Origin of the sequence: Micromonospora nigra (assembly GCF_900091585.1) — a bacterium.
In the GTDB taxonomy this organism is placed as follows: domain Bacteria; phylum Actinomycetota; class Actinomycetes; order Mycobacteriales; family Micromonosporaceae; genus Micromonospora; species Micromonospora nigra.
The window spans coordinates 2,869,257-2,884,829 of sequence record NZ_FMHT01000003.1 but is presented as its reverse complement, the minus strand read 5'-3'; the positions used below and the strand labels follow the sequence as shown (position 1 = coordinate 2,884,829).

At 70.7% G+C, this 15,573-nt stretch carries 16 protein-coding genes; 7 read left to right on the top strand and 9 right to left on the bottom strand.

The features are described 5' to 3' along the window. The first annotated feature begins 11 nt into the window (after positions 1-11). Positions 12-1,193 carry a glycosyltransferase family 4 protein gene (locus GA0070616_RS12150; RefSeq protein ID WP_091081049.1) on the top strand — a complete coding sequence of 394 codons (1,182 nt, stop codon included), beginning with the start codon at positions 12-14 and terminating at the stop codon, positions 1,191-1,193. A 103-nt stretch (positions 1,194-1,296) separates the two neighbouring features. Further along, a complete protein-coding gene (locus tag GA0070616_RS12145) occupies positions 1,297-2,076 on the top strand; it encodes a transposase family protein (RefSeq protein WP_091090580.1) in 780 nt (259 codons plus the stop codon). Between the two features lie 327 nt (positions 2,077-2,403). Here GA0070616_RS12145 and GA0070616_RS12140 read toward each other — a convergent pair whose 3' ends face one another. From GA0070616_RS12140 to GA0070616_RS12120, 4 genes are all read right to left on the bottom strand, one after another. After that, positions 2,404-2,637 (bottom strand): hypothetical protein, encoded by a 234-nt coding sequence (locus GA0070616_RS12140; protein WP_091081046.1) that lies wholly within the window; start codon positions 2,635-2,637, stop codon positions 2,404-2,406. Beyond that, positions 2,634-3,845: a helix-turn-helix domain-containing protein gene (locus GA0070616_RS12135; RefSeq protein WP_245712742.1), complete on the bottom strand. Its 1,212-nt coding sequence runs from the start codon at positions 3,843-3,845 to the stop codon at positions 2,634-2,636. Before GA0070616_RS12135 ends, GA0070616_RS12140 begins: the two co-directional genes overlap by 4 nt. Before the next feature lie 563 nt (positions 3,846-4,408). Continuing rightward, complete coding sequence (locus GA0070616_RS12125; protein ID WP_091081039.1) at positions 4,409-5,347, bottom strand: aminoglycoside phosphotransferase family protein; 939 nt, start codon at positions 5,345-5,347, stop codon at positions 4,409-4,411. A gap of 157 nt (positions 5,348-5,504) precedes the next feature. After that, positions 5,505-6,638 (bottom strand): outer membrane protein assembly factor BamB family protein, encoded by a 1,134-nt coding sequence (locus GA0070616_RS12120; RefSeq protein WP_175440058.1) that lies wholly within the window; start codon positions 6,636-6,638, stop codon positions 5,505-5,507. Positions 6,639-6,969: 331 nt separating this feature from the next. Here GA0070616_RS12120 and GA0070616_RS12115 point away from each other — a divergent pair, with 331 nt between their 5' ends. After that, on the top strand, positions 6,970-7,785 hold the full coding sequence (locus GA0070616_RS12115; protein WP_091081030.1) for a M23 family metallopeptidase: 816 nt from the start codon (positions 6,970-6,972) through the stop codon (positions 7,783-7,785). Positions 7,786-7,815: 30 nt separating this feature from the next. Here the strand turns inward: GA0070616_RS12115 and GA0070616_RS12110 are convergent, their stop codons facing one another. The 5 genes from GA0070616_RS12110 to GA0070616_RS12090 form a co-directional block, all read right to left on the bottom strand. After that, positions 7,816-8,538 (bottom strand): CDP-alcohol phosphatidyltransferase family protein, encoded by a 723-nt coding sequence (locus GA0070616_RS12110; protein ID WP_091081026.1) that lies wholly within the window; start codon positions 8,536-8,538, stop codon positions 7,816-7,818. Next, positions 8,513-9,580, bottom strand: coding sequence for an iron-containing alcohol dehydrogenase family protein (locus GA0070616_RS12105; RefSeq protein ID WP_091081022.1), 1,068 nt, complete (start codon positions 9,578-9,580; stop codon positions 8,513-8,515). The genes GA0070616_RS12110 and GA0070616_RS12105 overlap by 26 nt, the downstream gene beginning before the upstream one ends. Continuing rightward, positions 9,568-10,299 (bottom strand): phosphocholine cytidylyltransferase family protein, encoded by a 732-nt coding sequence (locus GA0070616_RS12100; RefSeq protein ID WP_091081018.1) that lies wholly within the window; start codon positions 10,297-10,299, stop codon positions 9,568-9,570. The genes GA0070616_RS12105 and GA0070616_RS12100 overlap by 13 nt, the downstream gene beginning before the upstream one ends. Positions 10,300-10,486: 187 nt before the next feature. Next, complete coding sequence (locus GA0070616_RS29140) at positions 10,487-11,263, bottom strand: hypothetical protein (protein ID WP_091081015.1); 777 nt, start codon at positions 11,261-11,263, stop codon at positions 10,487-10,489. Then, a complete protein-coding gene (locus GA0070616_RS12090; protein WP_245712741.1) occupies positions 11,260-11,469 on the bottom strand; it encodes a hypothetical protein in 210 nt (69 codons plus the stop codon). Before GA0070616_RS12090 ends, GA0070616_RS29140 begins: the two co-directional genes overlap by 4 nt. A gap of 141 nt (positions 11,470-11,610) precedes the next feature. On the opposite strand from GA0070616_RS12090, the gene GA0070616_RS12085 reads away from it, so the two are divergent. The 4 genes from GA0070616_RS12085 (at position 11,611) to corA (ending at position 15,459) form a co-directional block, all read left to right on the top strand. Continuing rightward, positions 11,611-12,003, top strand: a complete 393-nt coding sequence (locus GA0070616_RS12085) for a CBS domain-containing protein (RefSeq protein WP_091090570.1) — start codon at positions 11,611-11,613, stop codon at positions 12,001-12,003. Positions 12,004-12,092: 89 nt separating this feature from the next. Beyond that, on the top strand, positions 12,093-12,551 hold the full coding sequence (locus tag GA0070616_RS12080) for an ester cyclase (protein ID WP_091081010.1): 459 nt from the start codon (positions 12,093-12,095) through the stop codon (positions 12,549-12,551). Positions 12,552-12,751: 200 nt separating this feature from the next. Beyond that, a complete protein-coding gene (locus tag GA0070616_RS12075) occupies positions 12,752-13,846 on the top strand; it encodes an aminotransferase-like domain-containing protein (protein WP_091081006.1) in 1,095 nt (364 codons plus the stop codon). A gap of 461 nt (positions 13,847-14,307) precedes the next feature. Beyond that, positions 14,308-15,459, top strand: coding sequence for a magnesium/cobalt transporter CorA (gene corA / locus GA0070616_RS12070; RefSeq protein ID WP_091081002.1), 1,152 nt, complete (start codon positions 14,308-14,310; stop codon positions 15,457-15,459). Positions 15,460-15,573 lie beyond the last annotated feature (114 nt).

The window sequence follows — 15,573 nt, the reverse complement described above, 5'->3', positions numbered from 1 at the left end:
CCTTCTTTCCCGTGAGAATCGTGGTGGCGCACAACCGGTACCGGCAGGCTCAGCCTTCCGGGGAGAACACCATCGTCGACGCGGAGATCGCCCAGCTCACCGCGGCCGGCGTGGAGGTGCTGCCGTTCCTGCGTAGCTCCGACGAGATCCCCACCATGCCGAAGACGGCGAAGGCGCTGCTGCCGATCTCCCCGATCTACGCCCCCCGGGCCCAGCAGGAGCTGGCCCGGCTGCTCACCGAGCACCGGCCGGACGCGCTGCACCTGCACAACCCGTACCCCCTGCTCTCGCCCTGGGTGGTGCGCACCGCGCACCGGCACGGGGTGCCGGTGGTGCAGACGGTGCACAACTACCGGCAGGTCTGCTCGTCGGGGGTCTACTTCCGCGACGGCGCGATCTGCCAGGACTGCAAGGGCCGCACGTTCGGCGTGCCGGCGATCAGGAACCGCTGCTACCGGGGCTCGGCGGTGCAGAGCGCCCTGATGGCGACGACCCTGGCCGTGCACCGCCCCACCTGGCGCTCGGTGGACCGGTTCATCGCGCTCACCTCACAGATCGCCACCCACCTGCGCGAGTACGGCATCCCGGCGGACCGGATCGTGGTCAAGCCGAACGGCATCCCCGACCCCGGCCGCCCCGCCCCGCTCGGCGAGGGCTTCTTCTTCCTGGGCCGGCTGTCCCCGGAGAAGGGCCTCGGCGTGCTGCTCGACGCCTGGCGGCGGCACCCCGACGGCGCTCTCGGGCCGCTGCGCATCGCCGGTGACGGCGAGCTGCGCCACCTGGCCGAGGCCGCCGCCGCCGAACGCGCCGACGTGACGTACCTGGGTTCGCTGGACCGCGACGGCGTGCGGGCCACCATGGCCCAGTCTGCGGTGGTGATCGCCGCCTCGCTCTGGCACGACGTGCTGCCGACCGTGGTCATCGAGGCGATGGCCAGCGGGCGGCCGGTGCTCGGCACCGACCTGGGCGGCATCCCGTACCTGGTGGGGGCGGACGACCCGACCGGCGCGGTCGGTTGGGTGGTGCCCGCCGACCCGGCCGCGATGGCCGCCGCCCTGCCGGTCGCGGCGGCCGGTGCCGCCGCCCTGTCGGCCCCGGCCCGGTTGCGCTACGAGCGCACCTTCCACCCCGACGTGGTCACCAAGAGGCTCATCGACGTGTACGCGGGGCTGCGCGGAGGTGCACCGTCCTGACCTCTGTGGGCGGGGCAAGCGTCTCGGCCACGACGTAGAGCCTCCGGTCGCCCTAAGGGACGTCTCGTAACTCGGTAACCGGTCCATGGTGGATCATGTCGTGGTGCAGGTGATCTCGGCGGCCCGCCCGGAGTGGATCTTCCCGTTCACGGGGCTGCAGCCCGCTCAGTTCCGCAGACTGGTCCGGCTGGTCGCCGAGCGTGGCGGTGACGCGATCGCTGACGGGCGGCCGGGGCGGCAGTGGTCTCTCAACCTTGCCGATCGGGTGCTGCTGGTAGCCGCCTACTGGCGCACGAACCTGACGATGCGGCAGATCGGCCCGCTGTTCGGGGTGTCGCACTCCGCCGCCCATCGAGTCATCGACACCCTCGGTCCGCTGCTCGCCCTGGCCCCGGTACGCCGGCGTCGGGTCGACCAGATCACCATCGTTGACGGCACCCTGATCCCAACCCGGGATCACCGCCTGGCCGCCCCGAGCAAGAACTACCGCTACAGCACCAACCTGCAGGTCGCCATCGACGCCCACACCCGCCTCGTGGTCGCACTCGGCGACCCGCAGCCCGGCAACCGCAACGACACCATCGTCTACCGCACCAGCGGCATCGACCAGAAGCTGGCCGGACGGCCGGTCATGGCCGACGGCGCCTACCGCGGCAACCCCGAGGTGATCATCCCCTACCGCAAGCCCGCCGACGGCAGCGAACTGCCCGAGTGGAAAGCGGAGCTGAACAAGCAGCACCGCACCATCCGAGCGCAGGTCGAACACGTACTGGCCCGCATGAAGTGCTTCAAGATCCTGCGCGACTACCGCCGCGCCGCCCACACATTGACCGACACCGCTTCCGGCATCGCCCACCTCCACAACATCATCCTCGCCGGGTGACACCAGCGCCGTTGCCGAGCAACGCCTTCACCGAGTTACGAGACATCCTTTAGGGACAGTGGTCGGCAGGAGGCTGGGGTGGTGTCCTGGGCGCTGGTTCGAAATCAGCAGCGATCTCCTGGTTGGTCTCTGGTGAGTCCCAATCGCCCGACAGGTCCAACCGGCCGGCAAGGGAGCCGACAGCGCTGCGGTTGACCCGACGAACGGTCCCTTTGCTCTGCTTCAACGGGCGCAACGTTTCGGCGGCGAAACCATTGCGTGAGTTGAAGCAGAGCAAAGGGCCGACGGGAACAACCCGACGTGGGTGTTCTCGATGTGGTGGCCTCTTCATTGCTTGCTACGCAATCTCCTTCCCATTCCCGGAGACGCTTGCTCCTCCGCTGCCTGCACATCTTCGGCGGCGCGAATGACGTTGCGGGCGGCGGTCGACACCGGGCACTCCGGTGTCCGGCAGACCTGGCAGCGGCCGTCCGCGTCGGTCCGGTGGTCGCGGAGGACCGCGCGGGCGGTGAGGATCAGCCGGTTACGGATCTGGGCGAGGGACAGGAACGGTGCGGTCATTGGCAGGTCACGCCGAGGGCGGCGGCGAGTTGGATGATCGTGGCTGGGGCGTGCGGGTCGCCGGCCACCTGGGCGAGCACCTCTCGGGCGGCGGGGCGGTGGCGTACCTCGGCCGGTGCCATGCGGTCGGCGTCGACCAGCACCCGGGCGGCGCTGATCGGGTCGCCGACCTCGGCGTAGGCGCGGGCGGCGTCGATCAGGTGCGCGGCGCGGTGTTCGAGCGGTAGCCACCGCCAGGCGTCCCGTGTGGTCGTCTTCTCGTGCCAGGTCACCGCCTCGCTCGCGTCGCCCAGGTCGAGGGCTGCGGCAGCGCGGGCCAGGTCGACCGCCGCCGGCCCGAACGCGGTCCGGTGGTGGTCGTGGCCGTCTCCGACCCGGGCGGCCATGCCGGCGGCCTCGTCGAGAAGTTCGGCGGCGGCGTGTTCGTCGCCCCGGCTGGCCGCCGCCAGGGCGGCCTGCACGAGCAGCGTCCCGCACAACGACCAGGCGGCGGGGGAGCCGTCGTCGTCCGGGTTGGGCGGGGCGATCCGGTACGCGGCGGCCAGCGTCGTCGACAGCGCCGCCCGCGCCCGCCCGGAGGCGCGTAGAACCTGGCCGAGCTGCACGGCGGCGGCGGCCACCAACTCGGGATGCCCGGTCGCGGCAGCCATCGCCCGGTCTGCGGCCAGCCAGCCCAGATCGACCTCGCCGAGCTTCGTCAGCAGCGCGGCGGTCAGCCGGTACACCTCCACCAGCAGCGGCCGGCCCCACCCGGGGTCGTCGGCGTGGACCCGCTGCACGCCGGCCAGCAGGCCCGGCACCAGGGCTGCCACCTGCGGATACCGGGCGTGCTGGAACATGGTCCAGGCATGCCCGACCTCCCGGGTCAACCGGTCCGCCGGCAACGCCACGCTCCGGACCGCCGGCCGACCAAGGGCGCTGTCGTACGTCGACAGGGCCTCCCGAATCCGTTCCACCCCCTCGACGCGATCGGCCACCACGACGGGTTGGACGTCCCGGCCGAACAGCACTGCGGTGTCGATCCGCAGGACAGTGGCGATGTGCCGCAACGTCGACATCTTGTCCAGCGATCGCACACCCCGCTCGACCTTGTCGACCCAGGACTTCGACTTGCCGAGCCGATCGGCGAACACCTGCTGCGACAACCTCCGTCGCGTCCGCCAGTACGCCACCTGCCGGCCGATCGGCACCTGTTCACGGTTGTCCACGCCGCCACCGCCGCCCTTTGGTAGAACCGCCGGGTCGTCCGTCGTTCGGTGGACCTGCCCACCTCTACAGACGGGCAGGTCCGGCCACGGAGGCTCAATCACGTAGCCGGACCGCTACCCCGGTGTTGCCCAGTCAGGGAACCCGATCAATCAACCCTCTATCAAGTACGACAGGGGGTGCCTCTGTTGTAGAAACGGCTGCTTAGCAGTACCTGCGGGTGATGGCACCGGGTCTTTCGAGTTCGGAAGGGGGTCGGCTCGGGATGCTTCGGTAATGGGCTGGCGGCGGAGGCTGTACGGGAGCGCGGAGCTTCAGGAGCGCTTGGGCGTGTCGCGCGTCCGGGTCGTCCAGCTCACCAGTCGACCCGATTTCCCAGAGCCCTTCGATCGGTTGGCTGGCGGTGCGGTCTGGCTGATGGAGGACGTGGAAGCCTGGATCGCTGAACACCAGCCGTGGAAGGCGCGGGGAGCGGACGAGCCGCCGCCGCCGGAGCGCTAAGCGCCCGAAGGTGGGGATCGTGGGCATGGCCCGGTGAGGCTTGCCAGGCGTAGTGGCTGGCTGTTCAGAGCTGGGGCTTGGTGACGGCGCTGAGGGTGTATTCAGAGAAGATGTCGCCGAGGATGCGCAGCGCGTCTGCGGCTGACTCGTCGGCATCGCCCAGGGTGTAGGAGCAGGTGACGAGCGTTTTCCAGAGGGCCCAGCCGCGCCCGCGCGCCCATGTCGCCTCATCGACGGACAGCCGCTTTCGGAACGCTTGCCGGCCGTCGGCGGTCAGCAGTGTCCACGCGATTGCCAGGTCACAGGCCGGGTCGCCGACGCCGCACGTCCCGAAGTCGATGACAGCTGCCAACTCGCCGTCGTTGAGCAGGAGATTCCCCTGGGCGACGTCACCGTGGAACCATTTGTCCGCACCGTCGAAGCGGGCTGCCAGCGCGCTCTCCCAGATTTCGCGAGCCAGGTCGACGTCGACGTGGCCGTCGAGTGCCGTGAGTGCGCGCTGGGCTTGCCCGTCGTAGGTGCGCAGCGTGCCGCCCCGATACCAGTTGTGCTTCCCGGGGCGGGGACCGTCAGTGGTATCGATGCGCTGCAAGGCCGCCAGGAAATCGGCCAGGCCGAGTGCGAACCTGACGGGCTCGGTGATCCGGTCGGCGCTCGCGGGCTCGCCGTCGAGCCACTGGTAGATCGACCACGGGTAGGGGTAGCCCGCGCCAGGTTCGCCTTTGGCCAGGGGGGCGGGGATGGGCAGCGGAAGCCGGGGAGCGAGTGCCGGAAGCCACCGGTGTTCCTTGTCGACCGCCAGGGCGTACTCGGATGCGCTGGGCAACCGGACCGACATCCGCGAGCCGAGATGGAAGGTCCAGTTGTCCCAGCCGCCGTTGGGTACGGGCCGAACCGGCAGGCTGGCCCACTGGGGGAACTGGTCGGCGACGAGCCTGCGCACCTGTTCCGCGTCGACGGCAATGCGCTGGGGCGCGGGTCCGAGCTGCGGTGTGTCGCTCACTGAAAGATCCCTAACTGGCAGGGGAACCGAATGTGGCCTTGAACAACAGTTCGCTGCCCGAGCACCCTATAGCTGCGACTTGCTGGTGGCGGTTGGTGAGCGTTTCCGCAGGCCGGAGGGTCGACGGGGGCGGGTCTGCCAGACGGTGTCCTGGGAGTCAGCCAGTTGCCGCGTGTACTTTTATTGCTTTCAAGCTCTTCACGATCCCGAACCCGGGAATGACGACGTCAGGGGTGAAGCTCAGGTCTGTGACCTTGTCCTGCCCTGTGCGCGCGTCGAGGATGATCGGGCCATTGCTGGTAGATCCGTAGATCGCTCCCCGTCGTGCTGCGGATAGTTTGGGTGCCTCCCGCCCGGCAGCCTTGTCGGGCAACTGCCACAGCAGTTTGTATGACGTGGCGTCGTATGCAGCCATGCTTCCGGTCTCACCCGAGCGGCCACCGTGCTGCGCGCACACGACGACAGCTTCTCCATCGTATCGGCAAGTGGCAGTGCCTGCCGGTTCGAAGCGGATGACCTCGCGGCCGGTTTTTATCTCGATGAGTCCCGCTGGTCTGCCTTCGCTGTTACCGCGAACCGGATACACCTGCATCAGTCCGCCGCCGAGCTGGCCACTGCCGAGCACACCGGATGGCCTCGTATTTTCGTGGATCCACCGTTGGGCACCATCCGATGCGGCCAGCCCTATCGTCGCCCGCTCGGCCTTGGCCCTGTAATCAGTGGATCTCATGCCGGCGACAGTGTCGCCGTCGAGGGCTCGGGCCTGGAAGGCTGGATTCGACCACCGAATCTTGCCGGTTCTGGCGTCGAGAACGGTGGTGAAGTCGCTGCCGAGACCACCCGTGTCGTGCGAGTCGGTGGACACCACGACATGATCGGAGTTGGCTGCCACCACCTTGTCGACACCGAGTCCACTGTCTGATGGGATGCGCTCGTCGTCCACGTCCGTCTGCCAGCCGACCGCGCCATCAGCCAGGCTGAAGCTCGCCACCCGCATCACCGTGCGGTCGGAAATCGTTCCGCTGCCTTCGATCACCACTCGATAGGTCAAGAAGGCGGTCGGCTTGCCGTCCACCTCCGCGATCATCGGCCCCGTGTTACCCAGCCTCGCGGGCCCGTTGATCAGCGGCACTTTCCACAGGAGTGACCCCTTGGTCAGGTCGTATGCGAGGAATCCATTGCCGGTGGTCAACAGATACACAACCCCGTCCCATGTCTGGAACATTCCGCTCGGCATCTCAAACTCGACTGCACTTGCAGCGAAGGCCAGGGGAGGGTCGAAAAGCGGCATGGCAGAGGGATGGGCGGGAGTGCTTGGATTATCGGTTTTCGGTGGGTCTGGTGGTTGGCCGTCAGTGCATCCCGAGATGCCTACGGCAAGCGCCAAAATTGTCACCGAAACAGCGAGAATCTGTCGTCGCATGACTTTTCCCCAAGGCTGCGTCAATCCCTTTATTGACGCAAGTGTATCAGAGAATGACACTCTGTAGTTATTCCGCGCTGGTCTTGACAGCACAGGCACCGATTACCTTAGGATCCATGCCTCTTGCGATCGAGGCTCGTCGCTGCCGATTGTCCGTGGGGCGTTGGGCGTCTGTGGCCTGACCTGGCCGAGGGAGCGTATGCGGCAATCCGATCAAGCCGACGAAGCAGCAGCGGAAGCTGAGCCTTCGCCGCACCGCCTCGACCGTCGCCACCTGCTCGGGGTGATCACCGCTGCGCTCGCCGTCGGCGTGATCCCGGAGGCGTGGCTGGCCGAAGCGGCCTACGGTGCCACGCCCCGCTGGAACCGGCCCTTCGACAAGTGGGTCCCGATCACGTCGCCCTTCGGGCCCCGGCGGGACCCGATCACCGGCGAGACGCGGCAGCACAACGGCACCGACTACAGCTACTCCGGGATCCTCGGCTATCCGGTGCGGTCGATCGCCGCCGGCACGGTCACCAGCGTCAGCTACAACGCCGGCGGCTTCGGCCACCACGCGATCGTCACCCACGCCGACGGCTGGCGGAGCCTCTACGCGCACCTGCGGGAAGCTCCCGTGGTGCGCACGGGCGCCCAGGTCGCCGCCGGGCAGCACGTCGGCAACGTCGGGTCGACCGGCCGCTCGACCGGCCCGCACCTGCACCTTGAGGTCATCCACCCCAACGGTGGACGCGTCGACCCCGAGTCGATCCTCGGCGGTGCACCGTTCGCCGGAACGCCCGGACCTCCACCCGACATTCTCACCAAGGACGGACTGATGTATCTCATCTGGAGCACCGGCGGCACCGGCTACCTGGTCACCCCCAACCGCGTCATCGGGTTGCGGTCGATGGCCCACTACAACCTGTTCAAGCGGATCATCAACTCGAACCAGGCCGCAGCCCAGCCGGAGGTCTTCAACGCGCTCGAGATCGACCAGATCAACGCGTACCTCAACGGACAGGTTCCAGCCTGACCCCGACGCGCCGAGCCAACTCCCTGCGGTTCAGCGCAGCGAGGCGCGGGCGGAGAAGGCGATGCTGGCGAGCAGGAAGCCGCCGTTGACGATGGTGAAGGCCACCACGACCCAGAGGACCAGTGCCGGGGCGAAGGCCAGCACCAGGGCCGCCACGAAGATGACCGCGCCGTAGTCGCGGATCAGCTTGACCAGGCGTACGGGCAGTGAGGTGGACGTGACCATGCTGGCCGCGTTGGGGCCGGCCTGCATCACCGACGTCACCAGGTTGACCATCCAGGTGCCGGCGAAGATCGCCACCAGCCAGGTCGGGGTGGCCGGTTCCTGCGCCACGGCGGTGGCCGCGAGGGCGGCTACCAGGGCGATCTGGGCGGCCACGTCACACAGCACGTCGACCCGCGCGCCCGCCGCGCTGCCCTGACCGGTGACCCGGGCGAGCTGACCGTCGGCGCAGTCCAGGGCGTACGCCACCTGCCAGCCGACCAGCGCGAGCAGCCCGACGGCCCAGGCCGGCACGTCACCGGCGGCGACGGGGCCGGCGAGCGCCACCACGGTCACCGAGGTGGCCAGCCCGAGCACCAGGTTCGTGATGGTCAGGGCGGTCGGCGGCAGCCCGAGCCGCTGGGCGACGACGGCGAAGACCGCGCCGAGCCACTGGCTGACCGACTCGCTGAACAGGCCGCCGCCCCGGTTCACCCGGTGGAAGTCGGCGACGGTGGGACGGGCCTCAGCCACGGTGGTCGCGGATTGCACCGGCGTAGTCTGCCAGCCGTTCCCGCGTGTCGGAAGGCGACAACGCCAGGTGTTCCAGGACGGTGTAGCGGTCCGGCCGGGTGCGGGGCGCGTACTGCACGGCCTCGATGAACTGGTCGTCGCTCAGGCCCAGGTCGGCGGGGGTGGTGGCGAGGCCGTGCCGGTGCAGGCAGCGGGCGAGCCGGCCGAACTGCTCCAGGTCGCCGCGCAGGAACGTGCAGAACAGCGCGCCCAACCCGACCTGCTCGCCGTGTGAACCGGTGCCGGGGAACAGGTGGTCGATGGCGTGCGAGATCTCGTGGTCGCCGCCGCTTGCGGGGCGGGTCGAGCCGCACACCGAGCTGGCGATGCCGCCGAGGATCAGCGCCTCGGCCAGCGTGGTCAGGAACGCGTCGTCGGTGATCTTCCCGGGGTGGTTGAGCAGGGCCTCCGCGCCGGTGCGGGCGAGTGTCACGGCGAGACCGTCGATCGGTTCGCCGCGTACCTCGTGGGCCAGTTCCCAGTCGGCGCAGGCGCTCAGGTTGCTCACCGCGTCGCCGATGCCGGCCTGGGTCTGCCGGTCCGGGCCGTTCTCCACGAAATCCAGGTCGACCATGACGGCGATCGGGATGTGCACCCCGTAGGAGGCCTTGCCGCCCTCGTGGTCCAGCGACGCCGTCGGCGAGGCGATGCCGTCGTTGGCGAGGCTCGTCGCCACGGTCACCATGGGCATGCCGTACCGGGTGGCGGCGTACTTGGCGGTGTCGATGGTCTTGCCGCCGCCGATGCCGACCACCGCGTCGTACGACCGGGCCCGCAGCCGGTCACCCAGCTCGTTGGCCGCGTCGATGGTGCCACCGGCGACGGTGAACACGTCGGCGGAGCCGAGGCTGGGCCGGCACAGCTCGACGATCTTCTCGCCCTGGCCGGGGCCGACCACCACGGCCACGTCCCCGCCGGCCGAGATGCGCCGGTCGGCCAGCAGCGACCCCAGGTCGGCCACCGCGCCCCGGCGGACCTCGATCACCAGGGGCGTGTTGACGGTACGCGCTAGTAGCGGCACGCGATCTCCCGCGCCCGAGCCAGGTCGTCGTGGTTGTCCACCTCGACCCACGGGACGTCGCCGATCGAGGCGGCCCGCACCTCGCCGCCGCGCTCGGCGAACTCCTGGTAGCCGTCCTCGTAGTAGAGGTTCGGGTCGCGCCGCCAGGTGGCCTCCAGCGCGTCGGCGAGCGCGTCGGCGACCTGCGGTTCGATCAGTGTCGCGCCGATGTACTCCCCGTACGCCTCGGCCGGGTCCATCAGCTTCGTGATGCGGGTGAGCTGGCCGGCGGCGTCGAAGGTGGTCTTCATCTCCTCCTCGGCCAGCTTCTTGACCGTGTCGACGGCCAGCAGGACGCCGGGGCCGCGCTCGGCCAGCAGGGTCTTCTCCACGCCCACCGGGTGGACGGTGTCGCCGTTGACCAGCAGCACACCCCGGGCGAAGTGCTCCCGGGCCAGCCACAGCGAGTAGGCGTTGTTCCACTCCTCGGCCCTGTCGTTGTGCACCAGGGTGATCTTCACGCCGTAGCGTTCCTCCAGCCCGGCCTGCCGCTCGCGTACCGTGTCGGCGGCGTACCCGACCACGATCACGACCTCCGTCAGCCCGACCTCGGCCAGGTTGCGCAGCGCGATGTCGAGGATGGTCGTGTCGCCGTCCACCGGCACGAGGGCCTTCGGCAGGGTGTCGGTGTACGGGCGCAGCCGGCGCCCCGCCCCGGCCGCAAGCACCATCCCGATCATTCCCGCGCCTCCCTCGTCCCGAATCCCGGTCACCGGTGGAGGATAGCCCCGGGCGACAGCGTGGCCGCCGCCAACCGGGGTGACCCGGCGTTCGACCGGGGTGACCCGGCGTTCGACCGGGCCGGACGGCGTTCGACCGGGGCGTCCGGCGGTCAGCCGGCAAGGGCGGCGTCACCCCGGCCGGTGCTCAACCGGGCAGGGCGGCCAGGTCGGCCAGGACGTCGAGCCGTTCCCCGGCGGTCAGCGCCGCGTAGGGGCCGGCGGCCCGGCGGTCGGTCTCCAGGTCGATGGCGACCCGCTCCGGCCCGTCGGGCAGGGCGGCCACGCTCTGCGCGGTGTGCCCGGCGGCGGTCCACGCGGCGGCGTGCGCGTCGGCCCGGTGGTGACGCAGCGTGGCCAGCCGGTTGAGCAGCAGCACGCCCGGTGGGGTGCCGTCGGGTTCGTACGGGGGTGCGGTCGCCGCGAACGCCCCGCCCGCCGGATCGCCCCCGCCCGCCGGTTCCTCACCCGCCAGCGCGTACGCCAGCAGCCGGCCCGACGCCTCGACCAGCCGCGACACCCGGTCGTCGTGCCCGGCCCACAGCTCCTCGGTCACCTCGCCCTGCACCTGGTGAGCCTCGGTGAGGAAGGCCGTCCCGCGTGCGGTGGCACTGATCGCGCCGTCGGGCCGGCGGTGCACCATCCCGTACGCGACGTGCTTGTCGAGAGCGCGCCGGCAGGCGGCCGGGTCGCGGTGGCGGGTGACGGCCGCGAATCCCGCCCGGTCGACCGTGCCGCCGGGTGCGGCCAGCCGGGTGCGCAGTTCGACCAGGAACCCGGTCGCGGCCGGCCCGCCGTAGCGCTGGCTCAGCTCCGCCCCGCCGCCGTCGAGGAATACCCGCATCCCGGCGACGACGAGCCGGTCGAGGGCCGGGGCGACCATGGCGGCGACCCGGTGGGGCGGGAGCCCGACGCTGTCGTTCACTGACCCGTCGCGCGCAGGGCGGCGAAGGCGTTCTCGGCGATCCGCCGCATCAACCCGTCGTTGACGTGGCGGTGCTCGTCGAGCAGCGCGATCTCGTCGGCGGCGAGCCAGCGGAACTCGGTGTGCTTGCCGGCCTCCAGGCGGGGCCGGGTCAGGTCGCCGTCGACGATCAGCGCGCCGGCGCAGCGTAGCGGCTCGGTCGACACGCCACGACAGTAGCGACCGGCCGTCGACGGGCCGATGCGCGGCCCGCGCACCCGGTCGCGCCGATGTCCGGCCTTGTCCTGCCAACGGCCGGGGCCCACCATGTTGCTAACCGGGTGCCGCCGTCCCAAAGGGGTGATGTGATGCAGGTTCGGGAAGCAATGTCCAGCCAGGTCCTCGTGGTCGGTCCGGAGCACACCCTGCGCCAGGCGGCGCAGATGATGTCGGCCCGTGGCATCGGATCCGCCATCGTGATCGACCCCGACTCCGAGGGGGTCGGCATCATGACGGAGCGGGACGTGTTGAACGCGATCGGCGCGGGGCTGGACCCGGACGTCGAGCGCACCGGCGCCCACCTCACCTGGGACGCGGTCTACGCCGGGCCGGAGTGGACGGTGGAGGAGGCGGCTGCGGCGATGGCCCGGGGCGGGTTCCGGCACCTCGTCGTCCTCGACGGCCGCGAGGTCACCGGCGTGATCTCCGTACGCGACATCATGCGGGTCTGGGCCGCGGGCCGGATGGTCGACGCGGGCTGAACCGGCCCCGGCGTCGAGGATTGGCACGCTGATCGACGGGTAGGAATCCCCTGCGGGCGCGGACGGGCCGCGGCCGTGGGGAGGTTCCGATGCGCGGCGCGGAGCGGTTGGTCGACCAGCAGTACGCGATGCTCCTGCGGCGGGACGTGGCCCGGTTGCCGGAGCTGTACGCCACGGACGCCTTCTACGCCATGCCGGGCGTGACCGTGCGCCCGATCGAACTGCCCGCCCTGCTGCGTACCTGGACGGGTGCGTTCCCCGACCTGGTCGTCGACGTGACGGGGTCGGTGCAGACGGCCGGCGGGGCGGCGGTCGAGCGGCGGCTGACCGGCACCCACACGGGGGTGCTGCACACCCCGTTCGGCACGGTGGCCCCCACCGGGCGGGTGGTCTCCTGGGACGTGGCGGACGTGGTCCGGGTGCGCCGGGGCCGGATCACGGCGTGGCGGTCCTACTTCGACTGGGGGCAGCTCATCGCCGCGCTGGGCCTGCACGTGGACGGCCTGTCCCGGCAGCAGCAGCACGAGCCGGTCGGCCTCCCGGCCTGAGGACCGGCACGAGCCGGTCGGCCTCCCGGTCTGAGGACCGGCACGAGCCGGTCGGCCTCCCGGTCCGAGGTTCCGCCGGGCAGGGCCGCCGGGCGGTGCCACCGGCCGGCGGATGCCGTTCACCCGTCCCGGTGGCTCAGGATGCGGACATCGCCGTGCCGTCCACGCGTCGCCCGCCGCCGCCCGTACGCTGAACAGCCATGACCGCCGAGCAGCTGATCTCCTTCGCCCGTGGCGCTCCCTCCCTGGACATCGTCGATGTCGAGGGGCTCAAGGCCGCCGCCGTCCGCGCGTTCGACGCCGACCCTGCCGGGGTGACGGCGTACGGCACCTCCGTCGGCTACCTTCCGCTGCGGCAGTGGATCGCCGACAAGCACGGGGTCGGGGCCGACCAGGTGCTCGTCACCAACGGCTCACTCCAGGCCGACGCGTTCCTCTTCGACCACCTGGTGCGTCCCGGTGACGCGGTGGTGGTGGAGCGGCCGACGTACGACCGCACCCTGCTCAACCTGAAGCGGATGGGCGGCGAGCTGCACGGCGTGACCATCCAGCCGGACGGCCTCGACACGGCCGAGCTGCGCAAGCTGCTGGAGTCCGGGGTGCGGCCGCGGCTGGCCCACGTCATCCCGAACTACCAGAACCCGGCCGGGGTGACCCTGTCGCTGGACAAGCGGCGGGAACTGCTCGACCTGGCGGTCGAGTACGGCTTCACGCTCTTCGAGGACGACCCGTACGCCGACATCCGGTTCCGGGGCGAGCGCCTGCCGTCGATGCTGTCGATGGACACCCACGGCGTGGTCGTGCACGCCTCCAGCTTCACCAAGACGGTCTGCCCCGGTGTCCGGGTGGGGTACCTGGTCGGCCCGGCGGACCTGATCGCCGACATCGCGAAGAAGGCCACCAACCTCTACATCTCGCCGGGCATGGTGTCCCAGGCGATCGTGCACCAGTTCTGTGTCTCGGGTGACATCGACCGCTCGATCGAGACGGTGCGGGCCGCGTTGGGTGAGCGGGCGAGGGTGCTCGCCGAGTCGCTGCGGCGGCACATCCCCGAGGCGCGGTTCGTGGAGCCGGACGGCGGTTACTTCCTCTGGGTCGAGCTGCCCGAGGACGTCGAGGTGGACAGGCTGGCTCCGGCGGCGGCCGAACGCGGCGTGGCGGTGGTCAAGGGCAGCGACTTCGTTCTCGACGGGGGGCGGCACGCGCTGCGGCTGGCGTACTCGGCGGTGACGGCCGACCGGATCGACGAGGGTGTGCGTCGCCTCGCGGAGGCGATGGCCGCCGTTCGAGGGTGAATTTCTGTCGGATATCCGACAGTTGAGCGTTGCGAGCCGTCCCGGGACTCCCGCCCGGGGCGGCTCGCGGCCCACAATGCTGCGAGCGTCGTTCACCTCGCATCAGTGGAGGTCGTCGCCCCGGAGCCCGCGTCGGCGGTGCTCCCGGTGCGGTCCGACCTTCCCGGTGTCGGGGCCGACGCGACCAGCATCACCCCCCGCCCCCAAAGGGCGTCGGGCGGGCCGGGTCGCCCCCTCACCCCCCCGTAGCGGTCCGGCCCGCCCGACGCCACCCCTCCGGGGCTCGTCCCCCGCGACGACCCGTCGCGCGGCGTACTCTCCCTAGGGCCCGGCCGCGCGGCTCGTCGGCCGGCGGGCCGACGGGCATCGAATCCGACCACCCCCGCCCGCCGGGCGGCGGAACCGCCGGTCCCGACGCCGTCGGGTGGGTGGGGACCGGGGCCGACGCGGGAGGGGGCGGAATGGCGGAGCGGACGCGGCAGGAGCGCGACGCGGCGGACCACGGCGGTCGGGTGCTCCGGCCCCGGGACTGGGTCGCACCCGTGCGGGCCATGACCCGGCGGCTCGCCAGCGACGACGACACCCCGAACCCCGCCGTCCCGGCCGCGCCGCAGCGCAGCGCCGTCGTCGACTGTGCTCTCTACGTCGACGGCCGCCGCCGGCCCGGCGACCGGGACTACGCCGAGGCCCTGGCCGAGGCCCGGCAGGAGCGCAACGGGTTCGTCTGGCTGGGCCTGCACGAGCCGGACCTGTCCGAGATGACCGCGATCGCCGCCACCTACGATCTGCACGAGCTGGCGGTGGAGGACGCGGTCAAGGCGCAGCAGCGACCCAAGCTGGAGCAGTTCGGCGACGTGAACTTCCTCGCCCTGCGCACCGCGCGGTACTGCGAGCACACCGAGCTGACCGAAACCTCGGAGGTCATCGAGACCGGCCAGGTGATGCTCTTCATCGGCCCGAACTTCCTGATCAGCGTGCGGCACGGCGACGCCTGCCGGCTCACGCCGGTGCGCGCCGAGCTGGAGCGGAAGGAGGACCTGCTGCTGCACGGCCCGTGGGCGGTCGCCTACGCGGTCACCGACCGGGTGGTCGACATCTACCTCGAGGTCGCCGACCAGCTCGAGGACGACATGGACATGCTTGAGGCCGAGGTCTTCGACCGGCAGGCCAGCGGCCGGATCCAGCGGATATACCAGATGAAGCGGGAACTGGTCGAGTTCCGGCGGGCGGTCATGCCGTTGCAGCGCCCGCTGCTGACCTTGACCGCACAGATGAACCGCGAAGTGCCGAAGGAGGTGCGGCGCTACTTCCGGGACGTGCAGGACCACCTCAGCCGCACCGTCGAGCAGGTCAACTCGTACGACGACCTGCTCAACTCGATCCTCCAGGCGCGGCTGGCGCAGGTGACGGTCGACCAGAACAACGACATGCGCAAGATCGCCGCCTGGGCGGCGATCGCCGCGGTGTGGACCGCCATCGCCGGCATCTACGGGATGAACTTCGAGGTCATGCCCGAGCTGAAGATGACGTACGGCTATCCGGTCGTGCTCGCGCTGATGCTCACCATCTCGCTGGCCCTCTACCGGTGGTTCCGCCGCAACGGCTGGCTCTGACCCGCACGACGGGCACCCCGCACTCCGGCACCCCCGCGCCCCCACCCCCGCCCGCCCTTCCTTTCCGGTCGATCTTGCGGTTGTGGTCCCGGGTCATGAGGTGTCTCGTCGCAT

What these genes read in the sequence shown, in the direction of transcription:
- GA0070616_RS12140 (WP_091081046.1), bottom strand. Translation starts at nt 2,637, where the DNA reads ATGACCGCACCGTTCCTGTCCCTCGCCCAGATCCGTAACCGGCTGATC.
- GA0070616_RS12120 (WP_175440058.1), bottom strand. Translation starts at nt 6,638, where the DNA reads ATGCCGCTTTTCGACCCTCCCCTGGCCTTCGCTGCAAGTGCAGTCGAG.
- GA0070616_RS12115 (WP_091081030.1), top strand. Translation starts at nt 6,970, where the DNA reads ATGCGGCAATCCGATCAAGCCGACGAAGCAGCAGCGGAAGCTGAGCCT.
- GA0070616_RS12100 (WP_091081018.1), bottom strand. Translation starts at nt 10,299, where the DNA reads ATGATCGGGATGGTGCTTGCGGCCGGGGCGGGGCGCCGGCTGCGCCCG.
- GA0070616_RS12085 (WP_091090570.1), top strand. Translation starts at nt 11,611, where the DNA reads ATGCAGGTTCGGGAAGCAATGTCCAGCCAGGTCCTCGTGGTCGGTCCG.
- GA0070616_RS12080 (WP_091081010.1), top strand. Translation starts at nt 12,093, where the DNA reads ATGCGCGGCGCGGAGCGGTTGGTCGACCAGCAGTACGCGATGCTCCTG.
- GA0070616_RS12075 (WP_091081006.1), top strand. Translation starts at nt 12,752, where the DNA reads ATGACCGCCGAGCAGCTGATCTCCTTCGCCCGTGGCGCTCCCTCCCTG.
- corA (WP_091081002.1), top strand. Translation starts at nt 14,308, where the DNA reads ATGGCGGAGCGGACGCGGCAGGAGCGCGACGCGGCGGACCACGGCGGT.